The organism is Actinomycetospora flava (genome assembly GCF_037400335.1).
In the GTDB taxonomy this organism is placed as follows: Bacteria; Actinomycetota; Actinomycetes; order Mycobacteriales; family Pseudonocardiaceae; genus Actinomycetospora; species Actinomycetospora flava.
Genome location: NZ_JBBEGM010000007.1, coordinates 10,733 through 36,962, shown reverse-complemented (window position 1 = coordinate 36,962; position 26,230 = coordinate 10,733). Strand labels below are relative to the sequence as shown.

18 protein-coding genes, 1 tRNA gene and 1 pseudogene are annotated in these 26,230 nt (G+C 70.5%); all 20 read left to right on the top strand.

All coding sequences use genetic code 11. The features are described from left to right. The first annotated feature begins 131 nt into the window (after positions 1–131). The 20 genes and pseudogenes from WCD58_RS17240 (at position 132) to WCD58_RS17145 (ending at position 25,809) form a co-directional block, all read left to right on the top strand. Positions 132–204, top strand: a tRNA-Trp gene (locus WCD58_RS17240). Between the two features lie 63 nt (positions 205–267). Further along, positions 268–651 (top strand): preprotein translocase subunit SecE, encoded by a 384-nt coding sequence (secE, locus tag WCD58_RS17235; RefSeq protein ID WP_337704293.1) that lies wholly within the window; start codon positions 268–270, stop codon positions 649–651. 156 nt (positions 652–807) lie between these two features. After that, positions 808–1,752 carry a transcription termination/antitermination protein NusG gene (gene nusG / locus WCD58_RS17230; RefSeq protein ID WP_373696245.1) on the top strand — a complete coding sequence of 315 codons (945 nt, stop codon included), beginning with the start codon at positions 808–810 and terminating at the stop codon, positions 1,750–1,752. 67 nt (positions 1,753–1,819) lie between these two features. Continuing rightward, positions 1,820–2,254, top strand: a complete 435-nt coding sequence (gene rplK / locus WCD58_RS17225) for a 50S ribosomal protein L11 (protein ID WP_337704291.1) — start codon at positions 1,820–1,822, stop codon at positions 2,252–2,254. Positions 2,255–2,345: 91 nt separating this feature from the next. Beyond that, positions 2,346–3,056 carry a 50S ribosomal protein L1 gene (gene rplA, locus WCD58_RS17220; RefSeq protein ID WP_337704290.1) on the top strand — a complete coding sequence of 237 codons (711 nt, stop codon included), beginning with the start codon at positions 2,346–2,348 and terminating at the stop codon, positions 3,054–3,056. 282 nt (positions 3,057–3,338) lie between these two features. Then, positions 3,339–3,956 (top strand): 50S ribosomal protein L10, encoded by a 618-nt coding sequence (rplJ, locus tag WCD58_RS17215; RefSeq protein ID WP_337704289.1) that lies wholly within the window; start codon positions 3,339–3,341, stop codon positions 3,954–3,956. A 66-nt stretch (positions 3,957–4,022) separates the two neighbouring features. Then, entirely contained in the window at positions 4,023–4,412 is a 390-nt protein-coding gene (rplL, locus tag WCD58_RS17210) for a 50S ribosomal protein L7/L12 (RefSeq protein ID WP_337704288.1), read from the top strand. Positions 4,413–4,797: 385 nt separating this feature from the next. Beyond that, positions 4,798–5,796 (top strand): annotated as a pseudogene (locus WCD58_RS17205) (ABC transporter ATP-binding protein); the annotation flags it as partial. A gap of 818 nt (positions 5,797–6,614) precedes the next feature. After that, complete coding sequence (locus WCD58_RS17200; protein WP_337704287.1) at positions 6,615–7,409, top strand: MlaE family ABC transporter permease; 795 nt, start codon at positions 6,615–6,617, stop codon at positions 7,407–7,409. Between the two features lie 61 nt (positions 7,410–7,470). Beyond that, on the top strand, positions 7,471–8,307 hold the full coding sequence (locus tag WCD58_RS17195; protein ID WP_337704286.1) for an MlaE family ABC transporter permease: 837 nt from the start codon (positions 7,471–7,473) through the stop codon (positions 8,305–8,307). Next, positions 8,304–9,764, top strand: a complete 1,461-nt coding sequence (locus WCD58_RS17190; protein WP_337704285.1) for an MCE family protein — start codon at positions 8,304–8,306, stop codon at positions 9,762–9,764. Before WCD58_RS17195 ends, WCD58_RS17190 begins: the two co-directional genes overlap by 4 nt. Further along, complete coding sequence (locus tag WCD58_RS17185) at positions 9,761–10,801, top strand: MCE family protein (RefSeq protein WP_337704284.1); 1,041 nt, start codon at positions 9,761–9,763, stop codon at positions 10,799–10,801. The genes WCD58_RS17190 and WCD58_RS17185 overlap by 4 nt, the downstream gene beginning before the upstream one ends. Next, positions 10,789–12,150, top strand: coding sequence for an MCE family protein (locus tag WCD58_RS17180; protein ID WP_337704283.1), 1,362 nt, complete (start codon positions 10,789–10,791; stop codon positions 12,148–12,150). The genes WCD58_RS17185 and WCD58_RS17180 overlap by 13 nt, the downstream gene beginning before the upstream one ends. Continuing rightward, a complete protein-coding gene (locus WCD58_RS17175) occupies positions 12,150–13,541 on the top strand; it encodes an MCE family protein (RefSeq protein WP_337704282.1) in 1,392 nt (463 codons plus the stop codon). Before WCD58_RS17180 ends, WCD58_RS17175 begins: the two co-directional genes overlap by 1 nt. After that, positions 13,538–14,725 (top strand): MCE family protein, encoded by a 1,188-nt coding sequence (locus tag WCD58_RS17170; protein WP_337704280.1) that lies wholly within the window; start codon positions 13,538–13,540, stop codon positions 14,723–14,725. Before WCD58_RS17175 ends, WCD58_RS17170 begins: the two co-directional genes overlap by 4 nt. Positions 14,726–14,727: 2 nt before the next feature. After that, positions 14,728–16,017 carry an MCE family protein gene (locus tag WCD58_RS17165; protein WP_337704279.1) on the top strand — a complete coding sequence of 430 codons (1,290 nt, stop codon included), beginning with the start codon at positions 14,728–14,730 and terminating at the stop codon, positions 16,015–16,017. Positions 16,018–16,178: 161 nt separating this feature from the next. Then, positions 16,179–16,667 (top strand): hypothetical protein, encoded by a 489-nt coding sequence (locus WCD58_RS17160; protein ID WP_337704278.1) that lies wholly within the window; start codon positions 16,179–16,181, stop codon positions 16,665–16,667. A 30-nt stretch (positions 16,668–16,697) separates the two neighbouring features. After that, complete coding sequence (locus WCD58_RS17155; RefSeq protein ID WP_337704277.1) at positions 16,698–17,840, top strand: hypothetical protein; 1,143 nt, start codon at positions 16,698–16,700, stop codon at positions 17,838–17,840. A 452-nt stretch (positions 17,841–18,292) separates the two neighbouring features. Then, entirely contained in the window at positions 18,293–21,778 is a 3,486-nt protein-coding gene (rpoB, locus tag WCD58_RS17150; RefSeq protein WP_337704276.1) for a DNA-directed RNA polymerase subunit beta, read from the top strand. A gap of 113 nt (positions 21,779–21,891) precedes the next feature. Further along, complete coding sequence (locus WCD58_RS17145; protein WP_337704275.1) at positions 21,892–25,809, top strand: DNA-directed RNA polymerase subunit beta'; 3,918 nt, start codon at positions 21,892–21,894, stop codon at positions 25,807–25,809. Positions 25,810–26,230: the final 421 nt, after the last annotated feature.

Genomic DNA, 26,230 nt, shown 5'->3' with positions numbered 1-26,230 from the left:
CCCCGGCGCCGGGCGGGCGTGGCGCTTGACGTAGCATTGCTCACCGGGACGGATCGTCCGTCGCTCCCGCGCGCTCGTCGTCGTGTGGATCGACCTCGGCCCGGACCACGGCGCTCCCTCGGGAGCGCCACAGGGGCGTAGCTCAATTGGCAGAGCAGCGGTCTCCAAAACCGCAGGTTGCAGGTTCAAGTCCTGTCGCCCCTGCACCGCGACGGTGAGGCCCGCCGACGAGGCGGGTGGTTGGACGAGGACGGTGAGGACGGCGCAGTGAGCGAGGACAGCAGCCGGCGTCGGCGCGCGAGCGACGACGACGACGCGCGTCCGGTCACCGCCGCCGGCCGTCGACGGCGCGCGGACGCGGCCGGCAACGGCAGCGGTGGGGACGCGGACACCGACGGCGGTCGCCCGTCGGGCAAGGGCACGTCCACCCCGACCCGGGACCGCACCCAGGCGGCGCAGGGGTCGGTGTTCGCCCGCCTGCAGCGCTTCCTGCGCGAGGTCGTGGCCGAGCTCCGCAAGGTGCACTGGCCCACCCGCCGGCAGATCGTGGTCTACACGTTCGTCGTCCTCGTGTTCGTGTCGTTCATGGTGGCGCTGGTGGCAGGCCTCGACTGGGTCTTCGCCAAGGCCGTGTTCGCCCTCTTCGGCTGACCGTTCCGCCGAGCGGCCGGCCGGGCACCGCGGTGCCCGCCGTGCAAAGGAAGTGAGTGAGAAGTGACCTCCGCAGGATCCGGCGCAGAGCCCGAGAACGGCACCCCCGACGGCGGCGAGCCCGAGCTCGTCGGCGAGTCCCGCACGCGCGGCGTCATGGTGCGTGAGGGCTCCGACATCAGCACCGAGGAGCGCCCCGCCACCCTTGACGACGGTGAGGTGGCCCGCGCCGCGCAGGAGGCGCGCGAGGCCGAGGACGCCGACGACGCCGAGGACTCCGACGACGCCGAGGACGCGGTCGACCCCGAGGCCGACCTGAAGGCCGCGCGCGCCGCCCTCGGCGCCCCGGCCGACGAGGCCGACTCCGACCTGCCCGAGGAGTCGGCGGGCACGGGCGACGTCGCGGCCCGCGACGACACCGAGGACGACCTCCAGGTCGACGAGGCGCCGGTCTCCGCCGAGGCCGCCGAGGTCGAGGAGGAGGAGGTCGACCCGGCGCAGGCCCTCAAGGACTCGCTGCGCCTGGCCCCCGGCGACTGGTACGTCGTGCACTCCTACGCGGGCTACGAGAACAAGGTGAAGGCCAACCTCGAGACCCGTGTCCAGACGCTGGACGTCGAGGACTTCATCTTCCAGGTCGAGGTGCCCACCGAAGAGGTCACCGAGATCAAGAACGGGCAGCGCAAGCAGGTCCAGCGCAAGGTGCTGCCCGGCTACATCCTCGTGCGGATGGACCTCAACGACGCCTCGTGGAGCGCGGTGCGCAACACCCCGGGCGTCACCGGCTTCGTCGGCGCCACCTCGCGGCCGTCACCGCTGACCCTCGACGAGGTCGTCAAGTTCCTCCTGCCCCGCCAGGAGACGCCGAAGAAGGCCAAGGGCGCGGAGAAGGCCGGCGCCGAGGACACCGCCGGCAAGCCCGCGGTCGAGGTCGACTTCGAGGTCGGCGAGTCGGTCACCGTCATGGACGGCCCGTTCGCGACGCTCCCGGCGAGCATCTCCGAGGTCAACGTCGACGCCCAGAAGCTCAAGGTGCTCGTCTCGATCTTCGGCCGGGAGACCCCGGTCGAGCTCGGGTTCAACCAGGTCTCCAAGATCTGAACCCGACCCTGATATCGGCGCCGGCTCCGCCGGCTCCGTGTCGCTCAACCGCAACAACGAGGAAGTCATGCCCCCGAAGAAGCGACGGCTCTCCGCAGTCGTCAAGCTGCAGATCAGCGCCGGCGCGGCGACGCCGGCCCCGCCGGTCGGCCCGGCCCTGGGTCAGCACGGCGTCAACATCATGGAGTTCTGCAAGGCCTACAACGCCGCGACCGAGTCGCAGCGCGGTCAGGTCGTGCCGGTCGAGATCTCGGTCTACGAGGACCGCTCCTTCACCTTCACGCTCAAGACCCCGCCGGCGGCGAAGCTGCTGCTGGCCGCGGCCGGCGTGAAGTCCGGGAGCCCGACGCCGCACACCAAGAAGGTCGGCTCGGTGACGCAGGAGCAGGTCCGCGAGATCGCGCAGACCAAGATGCAGGACCTCAACGCCAACGACCTCGACCAGGCGTCGAAGATCATCGCCGGCACCGCCCGGTCGATGGGTCTGACCGTCTCCGAGTGACTCCCGTCCGGCCGGTGACCACCGGTCGGCCCCTGTGGGAGGGCCGCGCAGCCCTGACCACACCTGATCCGTTCGAGAAGGACAGAGAGAAATGAAGCGCAGCAAGGCCTATCAGAAGGCCGCCGAGAAGGTGGACTTCGACAAGCTCTACACCCCGCTCGAGGGCATCGGGCTGGCCAAGGACACGTCGACCACGTCCATGGACGCGACCGTCGAGGTCGCCATGCGGCTGGGCGTCGACCCCCGCAAGGCCGACCAGATGGTCCGCGGCACCGTGAACCTGCCCCACGGCACCGGCAAGACCGCCCGCGTCATCGTGTTCGCCACCGGCGACAAGGCGCGCGAGGCCGAGTCGGCCGGAGCCGACGTCGTGGGGTCCGACGACCTCATCGAGCGCATCCAGGGCGGCTGGCTCGAGTTCGACGCCGCCGTCGCGGCGCCCGACCAGATGGCCAAGGTCGGCCGCGTGGCCCGCATCCTCGGCCCCCGCGGGCTCATGCCGAACCCCAAGACCGGCACCGTCACCCCGGACGTGGCCCGCGCCGTCGGCGACATCAAGGGCGGCAAGGTGAACTTCCGCGTCGACAAGCAGGCGAACCTGCACCTGATCATCGGCAAGGCCAGCTTCGACACCGAGAAGCTCGTCGAGAATTACGGTGCCGCGCTGGACGAGATCCTCCGGGCGAAGCCGGCCGCCGCCAAGGGCCGCTACGTCAAGAAGATCACCGTCACCACGACGATGGGCCCGGGCATCCCGGTCGACCCGAACCGCACGCGGAACCTGCTCTCCGCGGAGGCCTAGTCGCGACGGTCCCCCTGGTGCGCAGGCGCTCCGGGGGGACCGCGTAGACTGGACACAGATCGAACCCCGATCCACCCGAGACCGCTGGTCGCCGTCCAGGTCCTGCCTGACGGACGAAGGCCCCGACGAGGGGCGCCCGCGCAGGAGGACGAGGGTCGTGACCCGCCGGGCCCTCGCGCCCCGCGCCGTCCGACGCCCCGTGCACCTGTGCACGGGGCGTTTCGTCGTTCCGGGCCCGCCCACGACCGGCGCGGTCTCCCGAGTACGAGAGAGGAGGCGCGCATGGCTGCAGATGAGACGAGAGCTCCGGCTGCCGACAAGGTGGCCGCGGTCGCGGAGATCGCCGCGGAGTTCCGCGACGCCTCGGCGATGGTCGTCACCGAGTACCGCGGCCTGTCGATGAAGCAGATCTCGCAGCTGCGTCGTTCGCTGGGCTCGGACGTCACCTACACGGTCGCCAAGAACACCCTGGTCAAGCGGGCTGCCGCGGACGCCGGGGTCGAGGGACTGGACGACCTGCTCGTCGGCCCGACGGCCATCGCCTTCGTCAGCGGGGAGCCCGTGGACGCCGCCAAGGCGCTCCGCGACTTCCAGAAGGACAACAAGGCCCTGGTCGTCAAGGGCGGGTACATGGAGGGCCGCGCGCTCTCCGCCACCGAGGTCACGCAGCTCGCGGACCTCGAGTCCCGCGAGGTGCTGCTGGGCAAGCTGGCCGGCGCCATGAAGGGCAACCTGGCCAAGGCCGCCGGGCTGTTCAACGCCCCCGCCTCGCAGATCGCCCGCCTCGCGGCCGCCCTGCAGGACAAGCGTGCGGCCGAGGGCAGCGCGAGCACCGAGGACGCCGTCGCCGCGGTCGAGTCCGCCGACGCCGAGGCCGCGACCGAGTCCGCCGAGGCCTGACGGCCCACCCCCACCCCAAGCCCGCCCGGCTCGTGCCGGGCGTCGTATCAGGAAGGAACCGCCACCATGGCGAAGCTGTCCACCGACGAGCTGCTCGACGCCTTCAAGGACATGACCCTGATCGAGCTCTCCGAGTTCGTGAAGAAGTTCGAGGAGACCTTCGAGGTCACCGCGGCGGCCCCGGTCGCCGCCGCGGCCGCCCCGGCCGCCGGCGGTGCCGCCGCTCCGGTCGAGGAGGAGAAGGACGAGTTCAACGTCGTCCTCGAGGGCGCCGGCGACAAGAAGATCCAGGTCATCAAGGTCGTCCGCGAGGTCGTCTCGGGCCTGGGCCTCAAGGAGGCCAAGGAGCTCGTCGAGAGCGCCCCGAAGCCGATCCTCGAGGGCGTCAACAAGGAGGCCGCCGACGCGGCCAAGGCGAAGCTCGAGGAGGCCGGCGCGAAGATCAGCCTGACCTGATCTCGCGCGCGAGCGCAGCACTCCACGCACGGGGCGGGGACCTTCGGGTCCCCGCCCCGTCGTCGTCTCCGGGGGCGGTTCGCGACGGCCTCCGGGGTCGCGCAGACGGGTGTCGCCCGACTCGGCGGTGAAGCACCGATTCGTGGGACGAACGGTCCCCGGGCTCCACCGAACGCGTGGGAACGGCCGCTGAGCGCCACCCGCTCGGCGGAGCGGCCCGACGCCTCCGGCCCAGGCCGACCCGGCCGTTGCCCAACTTGTCGGCCGAGTAACCTCCTCCACCACCCGTCGTTGAAGACGTGACGCCCCTCTCGCGGGGTGCCGGCTCGATGACGTCGGTAACAGGGCGTTGATCGATCGACACCAAGGACGCAGGAGGAACTGCATGGCCGGCGTCGAAGTCGGGATCAAGAATCTGTCGAAGTCGTTCGGCAGTTCCAACATCTGGTCCGACGTCACGCTCACCCTCCCCGCGGGCGAGGTCAGCGTTCTCCTCGGCCCGTCGGGCACGGGCAAGTCGGTGCTCCTGAAGTCGATCATCGGCCTGCTCAAGCCCGAGAAGGGCTCGATCTTCATCCACGACACCGACCTCGTGCGGTGCTCGGAGTCGAAGCTCTACGAGATCCGCAAGCTGTTCGGGGTGCTGTTCCAGGACGGCGCGCTGTTCGGGTCGATGAACCTGTTCGACAACATCGCCTTCCCGCTGCGCGAGCACACCCGCAAGGGCGAGTCCGAGATCAAGGACATCGTCATGGAAAAGCTCGACCTCGTCGGGCTCGGCGGCGCCGAGGACAAGCTGCCCGGCGAGATCTCCGGCGGCATGAAGAAGCGCGCCGGCCTGGCCCGCGCCCTCGTGCTCGACCCCGAGATCATCCTGGTCGACGAGCCCGACTCCGGCCTGGACCCGGTGCGCACGGCGTACCTCAACCAGCTGATCGTCGACCTCAACGCGCAGCTCGACGCGACGATTCTCATCGTCACCCACCACCTGGGCACCGCCCGGTCGCTCCCGGACAACATCGGGATGCTGTTCCGCAAGAACCTGGTCATGTTCGGCCCGCGCGAGGTCCTGCTGACCTCCGAGGAGCCGGTCGTCCAGCAGTTCCTCCAGGGCCGCCGCATCGGCCCGATCGGCATGTCCGAGGAGAAGGACTCGGCCCAGATGGAGGCCGAGATGGCGGAGCTGAAGAAGAAGGGCGGCTCGGCGGAGTCCGAGGAGTCCTTCATCGACCCGCAGCTCGAGGTCAGCGAGGGCGTCCCCGAGCGCAAGGCGGTGCAGCGGCGCAAGGACCGCGTCATGCAGGTCCTGCACACCCTGCCGCCGAAGGCGCAGACGGCGATCCTCGAGCAGCTCACCGAGGCCGACCAGGAGCGCTACGGCATCTCCCGGGACCAGGACCGCACCGAGCTCATCGAGATCACCCGCAACCAGCCGCCGGAGGACGCCGACCCGTTCGGCTACCAGGCGATGGCCGAGGCCGAGGACAACTCGCTGGTCGAGGGCGGCTCGACCGAGGGCGAGGGCGAGGGCAGCCAGGCCGGCAGCGGCGACCCGGACGCCGACGCCGACGCGCGCAAGGCCCCGCCCGCCCCGCCGGAGTCCGACGAGCCGCTGGTCGGCGTGCCCGCGGACGACGAGGCCGGCGGCACGGTCGTGCTCCCGCAGGCCGGCGAGCACACCAAGAGCGACGACGAGCAGTCCGACGAGGCCGGCAACGCGCCGGACCAGCAGCAGGGCGAGCAGGCCCCGCCCGACGACGCGCAGACCGAGCAGTTCCAGGCGGTCCAGGACGGCGGCGGGCAGGGGCAGCAGCAGACCGACCAGCAGCGGACCGAGCAGCAGGGCCAGCAGGCCGCCGGTGCCGCCGGCGCGGCGGGTGCTGCCGGCGCGGCCGCGGCCGGGCGCCACCATTGGCGCGGCGACGAGCCCGAGCACCCGGAGCAGACCGGTGAGCAGGGTGTCGCCGGGCTCGTCCCGATGGCCGCGCGGCCGGCGAACGAGGGCGGCGAGCAGCAGACCCCGCCGCAGCAGTCCCAGCCGCAGCAGTCCCAGCCGCAGCAGCAGCCCCAGCAGCCCCAGCAGCAGGCGCAACCGGCGCCGGGTCAGGACGCCCCGCCGAACACCCCCGACGAGGGCACGCAGCAGACCGACACCGAGAGCCGGCGCGGCGGCCTGCGCCGCATGTTCCGGCGGGGCGACTCGTGAGCAACCGCATCGCCACCGGGAACTTCCCCGGTGCCGGCGCGCTGTCGTCGACGGGCAAGCTCTTCGCGCTCGGCCTCGACGTGGTCGTCGGGATCTTCCAGCGGCCGTTCCAGACGCGCGAGTTCATCGAGCAGTGCTGGTTCATCTCGCGGGTCTGCATCCTCCCCGCGGCGCTGGTGTCCATCTCGTTCGGCTCGGTCATCTCGCTGCAGCTCGGGTCGCTGATCCGGCAGTTCGGTGCCCAGTCGTTCTCCGGCGCGGCCAGCACCCTGGCGGTGATCCAGCAGGCGGCGCCCGTCATCTGCGCGCTCCTCGTGGCCGGGGCCGGCGGTTCGGCGATCTGCGCCGACCTCGGCGCCCGCACCATCCGCGAGGAGATCGACGCGATGGAGGTGCTGGGCATCAACCCCATCCAGCGCCTCGTGGTGCCCCGGGTGCTGGCGTCGATCCTCGTGTCGGCGCTGCTGTTCGGGCTCGTCTCGATCGTCGGCGTCGCCGGCGGCTACTACTTCAACGTGGTCCTGCAGGGCGTCACCCCGGGCGCGTACGTGCAGGGCTTCTCCGCGCTGTCGAAGCCGACCGACCTCCTGGTCGGCTTCATCAAGGCAGCACTGTTCGGGCTCGCCGCCGGGATCGTCGCCGCCTACCGCGGCCTCAACCCCGCCGGTGGCCCGAAGGGCGTGGGCGACGCGGTCAACCAGGCCGTCGTCATCACGTTCATCATGCTGTTCGCGATCAACGTGATCGTGACGGCCGTCTATCTCAACCTCGTTCCCCCGACCAAGTTCTGAGTGTCCCGACAGTTCTGACCAAGGTCTGTTTTCTGACCGCCGCTCCCCAGGCCAGGATTCGATGACGATCACTTCTCGCGCACGTCGTGCCGTCGACGCGCCGCTCGGTGTCCTCGACACCCTCGGCGACCAGGCGTCGTTCTACGCGCGCACCATCGGCTGGATCCCCAAGTCGGTGACGCGCTACCGGCGCGAGGTCCTCCGGCTGCTCACCGAGGTCGCGTTCGGGTCGGGCGCGCTCGCCCTCATCGGCGGCACGGTCGTCATCGTCGCCACGCTGACGTTCTTCACCGGCTCCGTCGTCGGTCTGCAGAGCTACTCGGCGCTGAACCAGATCGGGACCTCGGCCTTCTCGGGCTTCGTCACCGCGTACTTCAACACCCGTGAGGTCGCGCCGCTGGTGTCCGCGCTGGCGCTGTCGGCGACGGTCGGCGCCGGCTTCACCGCCCAGCTCGGCGCCCAGCGGGTCTCGGAGGAGATCGACGCCCTCGAGGTCATGGCGGTGCCGTCGCTGCCGTTCCTCGTCACGACGCGCGTGGTCGCCGGCTTCATCGCCGTCATCCCGCTCTACGTCATCGGCCTGGTGGCGTCCTACCTGGCGGCCCGGCTGCTGGTCACGAACTTCTACACCCAGTCGCCGGGCACCTACGACCACTACTTCAACCTCTTCCTGCCGCCCCAGGACGTCCTGTACTCGTTCGGCAAGGTGCTGATCTTCGCCCTGGCGATCATCCTCATCCACTGCTTCTACGGCTACAACGCCAGCGGCGGGCCGGCCGGCGTGGGCGTCGCCGTGGGCAACGCGGTGCGGAACTCGATCGTCATCTTCACGGTCCTCGACAACCTGCTGACGCTGGCCATCTGGGGCACCACGACCTCGATCAGGATCGCCGGATGACCGCCCCGACGCAGGAGCGCGAGGAGTACGCGCCGCCGGTCAAGGACAAGCGGCCGCCGCTGAGCCCGCTGCGCCGGCGCCTCATGGGCGTCGCGATGCTGGTGATCATCGCGTTGATCATCGGGCTGTGCCTGGCCAACTTCAACAAGGTGTTCAAGTCGACCGAGACGGTCTACCTGCGCACCGCGACGGTCGGGAACCAGCTCTCCAAGCAGGGCGACGTGAAGGTCCGTGGCGTCATCGTCGGCGAGATCACCTCGGTCGACTCCGACGGGTCGGGCGCCGTCGTCGAGATGGCGATGGACCCGGACTTCCTGCCGACGATCCCGAGCAACACGACCGCGACGCTGATCCCGAAGACGCTCTTCGGTGAGCGCTACGTGTCGCTGGCGATCCCGCCGAACGCGAGCTCGCGGCCGCTGGCGGAGGGCGACACGATCGCCCAGGACCGCTCGGAGAACGCCACCGAGACCGAAGAGGTCCTCAACAACCTGCTCCCGGTGCTCACCGCGGTGCAGCCCCAGAAGCTCTCCGACACCCTCGGTGCGGTCTCGCAGGCGCTCTCGGGCCGCGGCGAGCAGCTGGGCGACACCCTGGTGCTGCTCAACCAGTACGTCGAGGGTCTCCAGCCGGCGCTGCCCGATCTGCAGGCGAACCTGCGGGCGCTGGCGCCGACGGCGGACATCTACAACCAGGCCGCGCCGGACCTGATCCTGGCGCTCGACAACCTGGTCACGACGAGCCGCACGCTCGTCGAGCAGCGGGCGGCGTTCGAGTCGACGTTCCGCTCGGTGACGTCGGCGGCCAACGTGACGACGGACTTCCTCGTCGCGAACCGGGACAACATCATCGCGCTGGCGGCCTCGGCGCGGCCGACGCTGGAACTGCTCGCGCGGTACAGCTCGGAGTTCCCGTGCCTGTTCCGGCAGCTCACGGACGTCACGCCGCAGATCAACAACGTGCTCAAGCCCGACACCGGTGTCCAGATCGAAGCCGAGATCACGATCGACAACGGCAAGTACGTGCCCGGCGAGGAGCCGCAGTACCTCGACGACCGCGGGCCGCGCTGCTACCAGATCGAGGGCCAGGCCCCGCAGTTCCCGCCGGGCGGCCCGATCCGCGACGGATCGATCCCGCCCGACCCGACCGCCGCCACCGAGGACGCCTACGCCGGCGGCCAGGCCGGCGAGATCGACGAGGACTCCCAGACGGGCAACGACGCGCAGGCGTCGGCGCGCCGGCCGTCGGGCGGCGGGCAGACGACCGGACAGGCCGCGCCGGGCCGCGTCGACGGCGCCAACATCGGCCTCCCGAACACCCCCAACTCACCCGAGGAGCGGCAGCTGGTGACCGAGGTGACGGCCATGCAGATGGGCGTGCGCCCGGCGCAGGTGCCGACCTTCGCCCCGTACCTCTCGGCAGCGACGCTGCGCGGCGCGCAGGCGGTGGTCCGGTGAGGGGGCTCGCCGCGCCGCTGATCAAGCTGGCGATCTTCACGCTCGTCACGGTGCTGTCGGTCGCGCTCCTGCTGACCGCGATCCAGAACACCTATTTCGGCAGCACCGAGGACTACAAGGCGCGCTTCACCGACGCATCCGGTCTCATCGCCGGCAGCGACGTCCGCATCGCCGGCGTCCGGGTCGGTCAGGTCTCCGAGGTCCAGCTGGTCGACCGCAACGTCGCCGAGGTGACGTTCTCGGTCGACCAGAGCCGGAGGCTCCCGGTCGGTTCGATCTTCTCGATCAAGTACCAGAACCTCGTGGGCCAGCGGTACCTCGAGGTCGCCCGCGGCAACGGCCCGATGAACGCGATGCTCCAGCCGGGCGCGACGATCCCGGTGAACCAGACGCGGCCGCCGCTGAACCTCACGGTGGTGTTCAACGGCTTCAAGCCGCTGTTCCAGGCGCTGAGCCCGAACGACATCAACCAGCTGTCGTTCGAGATCATCCAGGTGCTCCAGGGCGAGGGCGGCACGGTGAACTCGCTGCTCGCCCGCACGGCGTCGCTGACCGCGACGATCGCCGACCGTGACGCCGTCATCGGGTCGCTGATCAACAACCTGAACCTGGTGCTCGACACGGTCAACGCCCGCGACGAGCGCCTCTCCGGTCTCATCGTCTCGCTGCAGCAGCTCGTCAGCGGCCTCGCCGCCGACCGGGTGCGGATCGGCGAGACCCTGCAGCCGATCGCGGACCTCACGACGGCCACGGCCGGGCTCCTCGAGGAGGCGCGCCCGCCGCTGCGCGACGACATCGTCCAGCTGGGCCGGCTGTCGGACAACCTGAACCGCAACCGGGGCCTCGTGGAGAACTTCCTGGTCAAGACCCCGCAGAAGGCCAACAACTTCGGCCGTGCGGGCAGCTACGGCTCCTGGTTCAACTTCTATCTCTGCGCGGTCGGCGGGAACGTCAGCTTCGACCCGCTGCCCCTGCCGCCCATCGACCTCGGGTCCATCATCCAACTCCCGGATACGGCGAACCGATGCCAAGGATGAAGCCGTTCCGCAAGCGGAACCCCCTCCCCATCGGCGCGGCCAGCCTGGTGATCCTGCTGCTGCTCACCGCCGCGTCCCTGAACATCAGGGACCTGCCCCTCATCGGGCAGGGCCCCACGTACACGGCCCGCTTCAGCGAGTCGGCCGGTGTGCAGCCCGACGACGACGTCCGCATCGCGGGCATCCGCATCGGGACGGTCACCGACCTGACGCTCGAGGGCAGCGACGTCGTCGTCTCGTTCAAGGCGCCGGACGCCTGGATCGGCAACCGGACCTCCGCCTCGATCGAGATCAAGACGGTGCTCGGGCAGAAGTACATCGCGCTCGAGCCCGCCGGTGATCAGCCGCTGGACCCCGACCAGGGGATCCCGCGCAACCGCACCCGGGCGCCGTTCGACGTCATCCAGGCGTTCTCCCAGCTCTCGACCACGGTCGAGGACCTCGACACGAATCAGCTCGCCCAGAGCCTCGGTGTCCTGTCCGAGACACTCGACGGCGCGGCCGGCCCCGTGCGCGGTGCGCTCGACGGCCTCAGCCGCCTGTCGCGCACGATCTCCTCGCGCGACCAGGAGCTCAGCCGGCTGTTGGCGAACACCCGGACCACCACCCAGGTGCTCGCCGACCGCGACGGCGAGATCGAGCGGCTGATCAACGACGGCAACCTGCTGCTCTCCGAGCTGCGCGCCCGCAAGGCCGCGATCGACAACCTGCTCAACGGGACGATCGCGCTGGCGGAGCAGCTCCGCGGCCTGGTCGCCGACAACGAGGCGACGCTGCGGCCGACCCTCGAGTCGCTCGACGGCGTGCTGCGGACGCTGGAGGAGAACTCCGCGAACCTGGAGAACGGGCTGCGCCTGCTGGCGCCGTTCGTGCGGGTGTTCGCCAACGTCGTCGGCAACGGTCGCTGGTTCGACGCCTACATCTGCAACCTCGACCCGCCGCTGGACCAGAACTGCGACCCGGGCTCGACGATCGATCCGGGGAGCCTGGCCGGGCTGATCAACCCGCAGCTGCTCGCCCAGATCCTGCAGAACGCGCTGGCCGTGCTCGGGCTGCCCGCCATCCCGACGCTGGAGGACCTGCCCCAGGTCATCGCCGGCCTGAACCCGGCCCAGATGACCCAGCTCCAGCAGCTGCTCGGCAGTCCGGACACCCCGGGTGCCCTGACCCCCCAGCAGCTGCAGATCCTCTTCCCGAACGGAGTGCCGAACGTGGCTGCGCTGACCGAGGCGCTGACGCAGGGAGCGGGCGGCGGGCTCCTGCCCGGCGCCGGTGCGGCACCCGCCGGTGGCGCGGCACCCGCCGGTGGCGCAGCACCCGCCGGCGGCGGCGAAGGCGGTGGCAACTGATGTCGACCCGTCTCGTCACGTTCTTCGAGAGCGCGGCCCGGACGCTGTCGGTCGCGCTGGTCCTGGCGCTCCTCGCGACCGCGGGCCTCTGGTACGCGCTGCAGCGCGGCAGCCAGCGCACCGTCACCGCGTACTTCGACAACACCGTCGGTCTCTACGTCGACAACGAGGTGACGATCCAGGGCATCCCCGTGGGGAAGGTCGACGACATCATCCCGCAGGGCGACATCGTCCGCGTGGTGCTCAAGGTCGACAACGACGCCCCGGTCCGGGCCGACGCCCAGGCCGTCATCGTCGCCCCGACCCTCGTCAGCGACCGGTACGTCCAGCTCGGCCCGACCTACCAGAACGGGCCGCAGCTCGCGGACGGCGCCGTGATCCCGGTCGAGCGCACCGGCACGCCGGTCGAGCTCGACCGCGTCTACCAGAGCCTCGACCAGATCGCCCGGTCGCTCGGACCGAACGGTGCGAACCAGGCCGGCGCGCTCAACGAGCTCCTGCGCTCCTCGGCCGGTGCCCTCGGCGGCAACGGCGAGCTGCTCAAGAGCACCATCGCCGAGCTCGGCGGCGCGGTCGGCACGCTCGCCGACAACCGCGACAACCTGTTCGCGACGGTCGACAACCTCGGCCAGTTCACGAACATGCTCGCCCGCAACGACGGCGCGGTCCGCGACCTCAACAACCAGCTCGCCGACATCTCCGGCTTCCTGGCCTCGGAGCGCGGCAACCTGTCGACGGTGCTCCGGACGCTCCCGCCGGCGCTCGACGACGTCGCCCGGTTCATCCGGGACAACCGCGACATCCTGCGCACCGACGTCGGCCGGCTCGCGAACATCACCGACATCCTCGTGCGCCAGCGCCGGGCGATCACCGAGTTCACGAACGTCGCGCCGCTGGCGCTCGGGAACCTGACGAACTCGTACAACGCCCGTTCCGGGACGCTCGACGTGCGGCCGGTGCTCGCGCCGGAGCTGCTGGGTGCGGGTCTCGACCCGCGGGCTCTGATCTGCAGCCTGCTCGTGAACCAGCCGGGCCTGCCCAACGCCCTGGCCGGGCCCATCGACCCGCTCCTCACGGACGTCGCCCGCGCGTCGGTCGTCTGCGGCGCGCTCCTCGGCGGGACCAACGCGCAGGGTCAGGTCGTCAACCAGTCGCCCCTGGGCCTGTCCCTCGCCCCGATCCAGGACCTCTTGAAGATTCTCAACCAGCAGCCCTCCCTCGACGCCCTGGTGCCGATCACGGCGCTCGCCGGCGGCGCGGCCCCGGGCGCGGGCGGGGGAGCCGGCGGCGCGACCACCGGCGAGGGCGGCGGTGACGGGGCCGGTGACGCGGCTCCGACCCAGCCGGGCAGCGGCATCCTCGGATTCGAGACGGTCGGAGGTGACCGATGACCGCCCGGAACGGCTCGCCGTCGGCGGGTCGCCGCACGCGGCTGGCGACGCTGCTCGCCGTGGCGGTGTTCGCCCTGTCGGGCTGCGGCCTCCAGGCGATCCAGGACGTCCCGCTGCCCGGTGGCGCGGCCCTCGGGCCGAACCCGTACACCGTGACGGCGCAGTTCACCAACGTCGTCGACCTCGTGCCCAACAACAGCGTGCGCGTCAACGACGTGCCGGTGGGGGTCGTGCGCGAGGTGTCGCTGGCTCCCGACGGCTGGACGGCGCAGGTCGTCGTCGAGGTCAACGGCGCGGTCGCCCTCCCGGCGAACGCGACCGCACGCCTGCGTCAGACCAGCCTCCTCGGCGAGAAGTTCGTCGAGCTGCTGCCCTCCCCGATCGCGGCGCCGCAGGGCCGTCTCCTGAACGGCGCGACGATCCCCGTGGACCAGACCGACGTCGGCGCGCAGGTCGAGGAGGTCCTCGGCGCGCTGTCGCTGCTGCTCAACGGCGGCGGTGTCGAGAAGATCCAGACCATCGCGCGTGAGGTCAACGCGGCGACGTCGGGCAACGAGGCGCAGCTGCGCTCGCTGCTCTCCAACCTCGACACGCTCGTCGGCACCCTCGACCGGCAGAAGGCCGACATCGTGCGGGCCATCGACTCGCTCGACCGGCTCACCCGGACGCTCGTCGACCAGCGCGCCCGGATCGCCAACGTCATCGACAACCTCGGCCCCGGGCTCGACGTGCTCAACCAGCAGCGCGGGCTCCTGGTGGAGACCCTGCAGTCGCTGAAGCGGCTCTCGGACGTCGGCACCGACGTCATCCGGCGCAGCCAGGCCAACACGGTGGCCGACCTCCGGGCACTGCAGCCGATCCTCGGGAATCTCGTCGAGGCCGGCGACGCGCTGCCGGGGTCGCTGCAGATCCTGCTGACGATCCCGTTCGCGGACAACTCGCTCAACGTCATCAAGGGCGACTTCGCGAACATCGACGTCAGCCTCCAGATCAACCTGCAGAGCCTCCTGACGACGCTGCTGAACACCAACCAGGTGCCGGGTGTCGACGCCATCTTCAAGCTGCTGCAGCAGCCCGGCACGACACCGCAGGCGGGCGACGCGGCCGCCGGCGCCGGTCAGCGCGGCTCCCAGAACACGCCCGGGCTGGTTCCCCAGTTGCCTGGCCTCGGCGGAGGGAACTGACGATGATCGGGACGAAGACGCTGCGGCTCGTCGCGCTGTTCGCGGTCATCTCGATCGTGGGCATCGCCTACGTCGGCCTGCGATACGTCGGCGCCGACGCCCTCATCGGCCTGGGGCCCTACACGGCGAAGGTCGAGCTCGCCGACTCCGGCGGGATCTTCCCGGACGCCTCCGTGAGCTACCGCGGCGTCGAGATCGGCAAGGTCGGCGACATGCGGGTCACCCCGCAGGGCCTCGAGGTCGACCTCGAGATCGAGAACGACGCGCCCGACATCCCGGCGTCGGCGATCGCCGTCATCGCGAACCGGTCGGCCGTCGGCGAGCAGTACGTCGACCTGAGGCCGCCGAACAACAACGGGCCCTACCTCGACGAGGGATCGGTCATCCCGATCGAGAACACCCGGACGCCGGTGCCGGTCGACCAGCTGCTCGCCGACGTCAACGCGCTCGCGACCTCGGTGCCGCTACCCGAGCTCCGGACGACCGTCGACGAGCTCTACAACGCGTTCGACCGCGCCGGCCCGGACCTCCAGCGGCTGCTGGACGGCACGAACGCCCTGGTGCCCGCCGCCATCGCGAACCTGCCGACGTTCCGCCAGCTGCTGCGCGACGGCCGGATCGTGCTCAACACCCAGGCCTCGCTCGGCCCGCAGATCATCTCGTTCAGCCGCGATCTGCAGCTGTTCACCGCGCAGCTCAAGGCCGACGACCCGAACCTGCGGCGACTCGTGCAGTCCGCGCCGCCGGCCGCCCAGCAGATCGAGGGCCTGATCCGCGACGTCGGGCCGGACCTGAGCCGGGTGATCGCCAACCTCTTGACGATCACCCGCATCCTCGAGCCCCGGCAGTCCGCGATCGAGCAGGTCCTCGTCACCTACCCGGCGCTCTCCGCGGCGGCCCCGTCGGTGCTCAAGGACGCGGAGGACCCGGGCCCCGACGGCCGAGTGCACTTCGGTCTCGTGCTCAACGTCGCCGACCCCCCGTACTGCCGGGAGGGCTACCTCCAGCCCGACGCCGGGTGGCGGCCGGCGACGGCCAAGGACTTCATCCCCATGGACACCAGCGTCCGCTGCAACGAGGCGCCGCCGGTCAACGTCCGCGGGGCCCAGAACCTGCCTGCGCCGTACGACTCGGAGAACTCCCGGGGACCCGCCGAAGCCGGTGGAACCGGTCTCTCGCAGAATGACCAGCAGGACACGGCCGCGCTGGCCTCTCTGCCGGCGAGCGGTGTCCTCGAGGGCAGCACGCGCGGCGCGCCCCCGGTGATCATCCCGGGGCTCGGCACCGACTGACCCCGAGAGCACGACCCCGCCGGGCGCTCCCCCGACAGCCCGGCGGACGACCTGAGGAGCTGAGCGCCACGTCCCCGACGACGGCCCAGAAGGCCCCCGAGAGCGACGCACCCACGAAGAAGGCGGCGACCCCCGAACAGCGCCGCCGGCGGCTGGTGACCGTGCTCGCCGTCCTGACGGTCCTGGCGCTCGCCGCCGCGGTCGCCGGCGGCGTCTACTGGTGGACCGGGACGCAGAGCGACAACGCGACCTCCGCCGCCCTGCGCGACGAGGCGACCGACGCCGCCGAGCAGATCGTCGTCAACATCAACACGGTGCGGCCGTCGACCCTGGACGCGGACCTCGAGGCCGCCCAGTCGTCGCTGACGGAACCGATGCTCGGCGAGTACCAGCGGGTGCGGCAGCAGTTCGCCGAGAACCTGCGCCAGTCGCAGGCCGAGGTCATCGCGACCCCGGTCTCGTCGGCCCTGACCGCGTTCGACCCCGCCCACGAGCCGCCCACGGCCTCGGCGATCGTCGCGATCGACGTCAACGCCCGCAGCGCCACCGCGCAGCCCCAGTCCAAGCAGCAGCTGTTCCTCGTCGAGATGATCCGCACGCCGGACGGCTGGAAGGCCGCCAAGGCGACGCCCTCGACCGGACAGCAGTAGCCGCGGCCGACCAGAAAGGGGGGAGTGACCATGCCACCCCGCTCCCGCACCAAGCCCGGCTCCACGAACCGCCGCCCGAAGGTCGCCGGCCTCCGCCAGCACGCCCACGCGGGCGCCGGCGCCCCGCCGGTCGACGACGTCAACGATGTCGACACGCCCGAGGTCTCCGACCGTCTCGACGCCCCGGCCGACGCCCCGCTCGAGGCTCCGGCGGAGGCGGCCCCGGCCGAGACGACCCCCGGGACGTCGACGCACCGGACGACGGACGACGACGCCGAGCCCGACGCGGCCGTCGCCCGGGCCGAGACGACGGCGCTGCCGACGCCGGCCGGGACGGAGGCCGACTCCACGGCCGAGGCCGCGGCAGAGGCCGGCGCGGTCACGGAGACCGAGGCCGACGGGACGCCCGCGGAGACCGCCGAGGACGCGGGGACGGCCACGGACGACGAGGTCGCCGACGACGCTCGGCCCACCGTCGCCACGGCCGTCACGGCGCCGCGCACCAACCGCGCCCGCCGCGGCACGCGGATGACCCCGCGCGCCGTGCCGGCGGAGGAGGCGCAGACCGCGAAGGCCACGCGGGTCCGCACCGCGCCGGCGCAGGCCCGGCCGCAGCGGTTCGTGCGCCAGCGCGAGGCCCTGGGTCGTTTCGCCGGCTCGCGCGCCCTGCCGATCACGCTCGTCGTGGCGATCGTGGTCTGCCTCGTCCTCGGCGGTCTCGCCTTCTGGAAGGGCCGCGAGGCGTGGACGACGGGGCCGGTGAGCAACCAGGCCGTCATCGACGTCGGCGGCACCGCCGAGCTCGTCGGGCAGAGCCGCGAGGCGATCGAGAAGATCTTCTCGTACGACTTCTCCCGCCTCGACGACTCGGCCGACGCCGCGCGCACGATGTCGACCGGACAGTTCGCCGACCGCTACATGTCGGTGTTCGACCAGACCATCCGGCAGCCGGCTCAGCAGCAGCAGCTGCGGCAGACGGCGACGGTCGTCAACATCGGCGTGACGACGCTGGACGGCGACCGGGCGACGCTCATGGCGCTCACCCAGTTCTCCGCTCAGCGCACCACGACCGGCCAGTCGACGAATGCTCCGGGGCTGCTGCGCCTCGACATGGAGCGCGTCGACGGGCGCTGGAAGCTCGCCGAGCTCACGCCCCTGACGGCCAACCGCTAGATCCGTTCGACGACGCGCCGGGTGGGCCACGACCTGATCGTGGCCCACCCGGTTTCGTCGGTCGAGCTCCGCTCCGCTTCGTCTCCCGGCGTTCGTATGTGCGCTGACCTGCACCGCACCCGTTGTGCTGGCCGGGCGACACCCAGCGCGCCCCACTTGACTCCGAGGGCACGGGCGGTCACTCTGTTCGCAGCGCGGCGCCCCTGCGTCAGACCCCGGAGGTCGATCCCGCTTCGTGCGGACGCTCCTCCTCCGGCGTGTCACGAGGGGGGCCCGTTCGACAGGTGCCATCATGCATGGCTAGACTGTCGGATCGCGCTGCCCTACGTCTGTTTCGCTCACCCGTGTGCCGACGCTCGGGCCGCGTCCACGCCGACCGGGGCGCTGCGCTGCCCTCCGGACGGTGAAGCTACTGACAGCGTTCAGACAGCGTTGTTCCGGAAGGACGCATCTTGGCAGTTACCCGCGCCACCAAGGTCTCGAACCACCACGCGTCGTTCCCCGGGGCGCCCACCCGGGTTTCCTTCGCCAAGCTGGACCAGCCCCTCGAGGTTCCCGACCTGCTCTCGCTCCAGACCCAGTCCTTCGAGTGGCTGGTCGGTAGCGAGGAGTGGTTCGAGCGTCGCGTGGAGGCGGGTGAGGATCTCCCCGTCGGTGGCCTGGAGGAGGTCCTCTCCGAGATCTCCCCTATCGAGGACTTCTCCGGCTCGATGAGCCTGTCCTTCTCCGACCCGCGCTTCGACGAGGTCAAGGCCTCCGTCGAGGAGTGCAAGGACAAGGACATGACGTACTCGGCGCCGCTGTTCGTCACGGCCGAGTTCACCAACAACACCACCGGTGAGATCAAGAGCCAGACGGTCTTCATGGGCGACTTCCCCGTGATGACCGACAAGGGCACCTTCATCATCAACGGCACCGAGCGCGTCGTCGTGTCGCAGCTCGTCCGTTCGCCGGGTGTGTACTTCGACCGCACGGTCGACAAGACGACCGACAAGGACGTCTTCAGCGTCAAGATCATCCCCAGCCGCGGTGCGTGGCTGGAGTTCGACGTCGACAAGCGCGACACCGTCGGCGTGCGCATCGACCGCAAGCGCCGCCAGCCGGTCACCGTGCTGCTGAAGGCCCTCGGCTGGACCACCGAGCAGATCCAGGAGAAGTTCCACTTCTCCGAGACGCTGCTGGCCACCCTGGAGAAGGACTCCACCGCCGGGCAGGACGAGGCCCTGCTCGACATCTACCGCAAGCTGCGTCCGGGCGAGCCGCCGACGCGCGAGAGCGCCCAGACGCTCCTGGAGAACCTCTTCTTCAAGGACAAGCGCTACGACCTGGCGAAGGTCGGGCGCTACAAGGTCAACAAGAAGCTGGGGTCGGACGTCGAGCCGTCCACCGGCACGCTGACCGAGGACGACATCATCAACACGATCTCCTACCTCGTGCGCCTGCACGCGGGGGAGACCGAGGTCGAGGCTCCCGACGGCTCCGGCGAGATCCCGGTCGAGACCGACGACATCGACCACTTCGGCAACCGCCGCCTGCGCACCGTCGGCGAGCTCATCCAGAACCAGATCCGGGTGGGTCTCTCCCGCATGGAGCGCGTCGTGCGCGAGCGCATGACGACGCAGGACGTCGAGGCGATCACGCCGCAGACCCTGATCAACATCCGGCCCGTCGTGGCCGCGATCAAGGAGTTCTTCGGCACCTCGCAGCTCTCGCAGTTCATGGACCAGACCAACCCGCTCGCGGGCCTGACCCACAAGCGCCGGCTCTCGGCGCTCGGTCCGGGCGGTCTGTCGCGTGAGCGCGCGGGCATGGAGGTCCGCGACGTCCACCCGTCGCACTACGGCCGCATGTGCCCGATCGAGACGCCGGAAGGCCCGAACATCGGCCTCATCGGCTCGCTGTCGAGCTTCGCGCGGGTCAACCCGTTCGGCTTCATCGAGACGCCGTACCGCAAGGTCGTCGAGGGTGTCGTCACCGACCAGATCGACTACCTGACCGCCGACGAGGAGGACCGCTTCGTCGTCGCGCAGGCCAACGCCCCGCTCGACGACGACGGCCACTTCACCGAGGACCGCGTCCTGGTCCGCCGCAAGGGCGGCGACGTCGACCTCATCGCGCCGGCGCGGGTCGACTACATGGACGTCTCGCCGCGCCAGATGGTGTCGGTCGCGACGGCCATGATCCCGTTCCTCGAGCACGACGACGCCAATCGCGCGCTCATGGGCGCCAACATGCAGCGCCAGTCGGTGCCGCTGCTGCGCTCCGAGTCGCCGCTGGTCGGCACGGGCATGGAGCTGCGGGCCGCCGTCGACGCCGGTGACGTCATCGCCACCGACCGCGGCGGCGTGGTCGAGGAGCTCTGCGCGGACTACATCACGATCATGGACGACGAGGGTCAGCGCACGACCCACCGTCTCCACAAGTTCACGCGGTCCAACCAGGGCACCTGCATCAACCAGAAGCCGATCGTCTCCGAGGGCGACCGCGTCGAGGCCCGCCAGGTCCTCGCCGACGGGCCGTGCACCGAGGACGGCGAGATGGCCCTCGGGAAGAACCTGCTCGTGGCGATCATGCCGTGGGAGGGCCACAACTACGAGGACGCGATCATCCTGTCGCAGCGCCTCGTGCAGGACGACGTCCTGACCTCGATCCACATCGAGGAGCACGAGATCGACGCCCGCGACACCAAGCTGGGCGCCGAGGAGATCACCCGGGACATCCCGAACGTCTCCGAGGAGGTCCTGGCCGACCTCGACGAGCGCGGCATCATCCGCATCGGCGCCGAGGTCGCGGACGGCGACATCCTCGTCGGCAAGGTGACGCCGAAGGGCGAGACCGAGCTGACGCCGGAGGAGCGCCTGCTGCGCGCCATCTTCGGTGAGAAGGCGCGCGAGGTGCGCGACACCTCGCTGAAGGTCCCGCACGGCGAGACCGGCAAGGTCATCGGCATCCGGGTGTTCTCCCGCGACGACGACGACGAGCTGCCGCCCGGGGTCAACGAGCTGGTCCGCGTCTACGTGGCCCAGAAGCGCAAGATCTCCGAGGGCGACAAGCTCGCCGGCCGCCACGGCAACAAGGGCGTCATCGGCAAGATCCTGCCGGTCGAGGACATGCCGTTCCTCGCCGACGGGACGCCGGTCGACATCGTCCTCAACACCCACGGTGTGCCGCGACGGATGAACATCGGCCAGGTGCTCGAGACCCACCTCGGGTGGATCGCGAAGAGCGGCTGGGAGGTCGACCCGGACAACACGGCCGAGTGGGCCACCACCATGCCCGACGACATGCGCCGGGTGGAGCCCGACACGAACACCGCGACGCCGGTGTTCGACGGTGCCCGCCAGGCGGAGATCTCGGGTCTGCTCGGGTCGACGCTGCCCAACCGCGACGGCGTGCGACTGGTCGGCGAGGACGGCAAGGCGCAGATCTTCGACGGACGTACCGGCGAGCCCTACCCGCACCAGATCGCGGTGGGCTACATGTACATCCTCAAGCTGCTGCACCTGGTGGACGACAAGATCCACGCCCGCTCCACGGGCCCGTACTCGATGATCACCCAGCAGCCGCTGGGCGGGAAGGCGCAGTTCGGCGGTCAGCGCTTCGGCGAGATGGAGTGCTGGGCCATGCAGGCCTACGGCGCGGCCTACACGCTGCAGGAGCTGCTGACCATCAAGTCCGACGACGTGCTCGGCCGCGTGAAGGTCTACGAGGCCATCGTCAAGGGCGAGAACATCCCCGAGCCGGGCATCCCCGAGTCGTTCAAGGTGCTGCTCAAGGAGCTCCAGTCGCTGTGCCTCAACGTGGAGGTGCTGTCGAGCGACGGCGCCGCCATCGAGATGCGCGACGGCGACGACGAGGACCTCGAGCGCGCGGCCGCGAACCTCGGCATCAACCTCTCCCGCAACGAGTCGCCGTCCGTCGACGACGTCGTGAACTAACACCTCGCCGGCCCCTCGGCCCAGGGCAACCCGGGCCGGGGGGTCGTTGGGGGGCAGAGCCCCCCAACTGTGAGGACCTTCGATACACCGCTCACCCATCCAGGGGAGAACCTTTGCTCGACGTCAACTTCTTCGACGAGCTGCGGATCGGTCTGGCCACCGCCGACGACATCCGCCAGTGGTCCTTCGGCGAGGTCAAGAAGCCCGAGACCATCAACTACCGCACGCTCAAGCCCGAGAAGGACGGCCTCTTCTGCGAGAAGATCTTCGGCCCCACTCGGGACTGGGAGTGCTACTGCGGTAAGTACAAGCGCGTCCGCTTCAAGGGCATCATCTGCGAGCGCTGCGGCGTCGAGGTGACCCGGGCCAAGGTGCGCCGCGAGCGCATGGGCCACATCGAGCTGGCCGCGCCCGTCACGCACATCTGGTACTTCAAGGGCGTCCCGTCGCGTCTCGGCTACCTGCTGGACCTGGCGCCCAAGGACCTCGAGAAGATCATCTACTTCGCTGCCTACGTGATCACCGAGGTGAACACCGAGCAGCGGCACAACGACCAGTCGACGCTGGAGAACGAGATCTCGGGGGAGCGCAAGCGCCTCGAGACCCAGCGCGACAACGACCTCGAGGCCCGCGCGCAGAAGCTCGAGAGCGACATCGCCGAGCTCGAGGCCGAGGGCGCGAAGTCCGACGTGCGCCGCAAGGTCAAGGAGGGCGGCGAGCGCGAGATGCGCCAGCTGCGCGACCGTGCGCAGCGGGAGATCGACCGCCTCGACGAGGTCTGGACCACGTTCACCAAGCTCGACCGTGGCCAGCTGATCTCCGACGAGACGCTCTACCGCGAGCTCTACGACCGCTACGCGGACTACTTCACCGGTGCCATGGGTGCCGAGGCGATCCAGAAGCTCCTGGAGACCTTCGACATCGACGCCGAGGCCGACAACCTCCGCGAGACCATCCGCAGCGGCAAGGGCCAGCGCAAGCTGCGCGCTCTCAAGCGGCTCAAGGTCGTCGCGGCCTTCCAGGCCACCGGCAACCGGCCCACCGGCATGGTGCTCGACTGCGTCCCGGTCATCCCGCCGGACCTGCGCCCGATGGTGCAGCTCGACGGTGGCCGCTTCGCGACGTCGGACCTCAACGACCTGTACCGCCGGGTCATCAACCGCAACAACCGCCTCAAGCGACTGATCGACCTGGGCGCGCCCGAGATCATCGTCAACAACGAGAAGCGGATGCTGCAGGAGGCCGTCGACGCGCTGTTCGACAACGGCCGCCGCGGCCGGCCGGTGACCGGGCCGGGCAACCGCCCGCTCAAGTCGCTGTCCGACCTGCTCAAGGGCAAGCAGGGCCGGTTCCGCCAGAACCTGCTCGGCAAGCGCGTCGACTACTCGGGCCGTTCGGTCATCGTGGTCGGCCCGCAGCTCAAGCTGCACCAGTGCGGCCTGCCCAAGCAGATGGCGCTCGAGCTGTTCAAGCCGTTCGTCATGAAGCGGCTGGTCGACCTCAACCACGCCCAGAACATCAAGTCCGCGAAGCGGATGGTCGAGCGTCAGCGCGGCCAGGTGTGGGACGTGCTCGAGGAGGTCATCAACGAGCACCCGGTCATGCTGAACCGGGCGCCCACGCTGCACCGCCTCGGCATCCAGGCCTTCGAGCCGCAGCTGGTCGAGGGCAAGGCGATCCAGCTGCACCCGCTCGTCTGCGAGGCGTTCAACGCCGACTTCGACGGCGACCAGATGGCAGTCCACCTGCCGCTGTCCGCCGAGGCGCAGGCCGAGGCCCGCATCCTCATGCTGTCGGCGAACAACATCCTGTCGCCGGCGTCGGGCAAGCCGCTGGCGATGCCCCGCCTCGACATGGTGACCGGCCTGTACTACCTGACCCAGCGGCGCGAGGGCGCCGACGGCGAGGGCCAGGCCTTCTCGTCGCCCGCCGAGGCGATCATGGCCTACGACCTGGGGACGCTCGACCTCCAGGCGCCGGTCAAGATCCGCGTCGACGGCACCGTCGTGCCCGGCCCGGGGATGACCAACGGGGAGTACGAGCCCGGCAAGCCGTGGCTCGCCGACACCACGCTGGGCCGGGTGCTCTTCAACGAGCTGCTGCCGGAGGACTACCCCTTCGTCAACGACCAGCTCCCGAAGAAGCGCCAGGCCGCGATCATCAACGACTTGGCCGAGCGGTACTCGATGACCGAGGTCGCGATGACCCTGGACCGGCTCAAGGACGCCGGCTTCCACTGGGCCACGCGCTCGGGCGTCACCATCGCGATCGACGACGTCGTCGTGCCCCCGCGCAAGCAGGAGATCCTCGACGAGTACGAGGGCCGCGCGGAGCAGGTCAACAAGCGCTACCAGCGCGGCGCGCTCTCCTACCAGGAGCGCAACGACGAGATGGTGCGCATCTGGGGCCAGGCCACCGAGGAGGTGGCCAAGGCGATGGAGGACAACTTCCCCGCCGACAACTCCATCTCCAAGATCGTGGCGTCCGGCGCGGCCGGCAACATGACCCAGGTGCGCCAGCTCGCGGGCATGAAGGGCCTGGTCGCGAACCCCAAGGGTGAGTTCATCCCGCGGCCGATCAAGTCCAACTTCCGCGAGGGCTTCTCGGTGGTCGAGTACTTCATCTCGACCCACGGCACGCGCAAGGGCCTCGCCGACACCGCGCTGCGCACCGCCGATTCGGGCTACCTCACCCGGCGCCTGGTCGACGTCTCGCAGGACGTCATCGTCCGCGAGATCGACTGCGGCACCGAGCGCGGCATCCCGATGCCGATCGCCTCGGAGGACCTGTCCACCAACGGTGGCCTCGTCCGCGACGTGCACGTCGACACCAGCGTCTACACGCGGACGGCGGCCTCGGCCGTCACCGACGACGCCGGCAACGAGCTGCTCGGCCGCGGCGCCGACATCGGCCAGCAGGCGATCGACGCCCTCCTGGCCGCCGGCGTCGGCAAGGTGCGCGTCCGCAGCGTCCTGACCTGCGACTCGGCCCAGGGCGTCTGCGCGATGTGCTACGGCCGCTCGCTGGCGACCGGCAAGCTCGTCGACGTCGGCGAGGCGGTCGGCATCGTCGCCGCGCAGTCGATCGGTGAGCCCGGCACGCAGCTGACGATGCGCACCTTCCACACCGGTGGCGTCGCGGGTGAGGACATCACCACGGGTCTGCCGCGTGTCCAGGAGCTCTTCGAGGCCCGCGTCCCGAAGGGCAAGGCGCCCATCGCCGACGTGGACGGCCGCATCCAGCTCGAGGACGGCGACAAGTTCTGGAAGATCACCCTCATCCCGGACGACGGGAGCGAGGAGGTCGTCTACGACAAGCTGTCCAAGCGCCAGCGGCTCGCGACCCTCACGGTCGACGGGTCCGAGCGCCCGCTGCAGGACGGCGACCACGTCGGCGTCGGGCAGCAGCTGCTCGAGGGCACGGCCGACCCGCACGAGGTCCTGCGCGTGATGGGCCCGCGCGAGGTGCAGCTGCACCTCGTCGACCAGGTGCAGAAGGTGTACCGGTCGCAGGGCGTGTCCATCCACGACAAGCACATCGAGGTCATCGTCCGGCAGATGCTCCGCCGGGTGACGATCATCGACTCGGGCGCCACCGAGTTCCTGCCCGGTGGTGTCGTCGACCGCGCCGAGTTCGAGGCAGCCAACCGCAAGGTGGTCTCCGAGGGCGGCGACCCGGCGGCGGCCCGCCCCGTGCTCATGGGCATCACGAAGGCCTCCCTGGCCACCGAGTCGTGGCTGTCCGCCGCCTCCTTCCAGGAGACGACGCGCATCCTGACCAACGCGGCGATCGAGGGGAAGTCCGACAGCCTCGTGGGGCTGAAGGAGAACGTGATCATCGGCAAGCTGATCCCGGCCGGCACCGGCATCAACCGGTACCGGAACATCCAGGTCCAGCCGACCGAGGAGGCCCGCGCGGCGGCCTACGCCCTGCCCAGCTACGACGACGGGTACTACGCCCCGGACGTCTTCGGCTCGGGCACCGGCGCGGCCGTGCCGCTCGACGACTACGACTTCGGGCAGTTCCGCTGACCTCGTAGTCGCTGGTCGACCCCAGCACGACACCGGAGGGCGTCCCCGCACCGCGGGGGCGCCCTCCGTCGTGTGTGTGGGGGAGGGCGTCCGTCCACCCCGTTGCGAGCGAAGGGCACCTTCGGTCGGATAGAGGGGCGAGGGGCGCCCCTCGCCGGAATGACCGGTGTGCAGCAGGCGTTGTGCCACGTGTGAGGTGACGTCGGCGGGTGCGGCTTGCGGGTCGCGGCGCTGTCGGTATCCTCGCCACCAGTCCGGTCGGTGCGGTGCTGTCACCCGCGTCGGCATGGCCGCCCGCGAGGGGCCGGTCGAGGACGTCCGAGGGGCCGCGGCGCAGGACACCGACGGCGTCGCCGGGCCGCTCGAGGCGGCATCCGGACCCTGATCCGACCCGCTGCGAGCTGCTCTCGTGCCGGCGCGT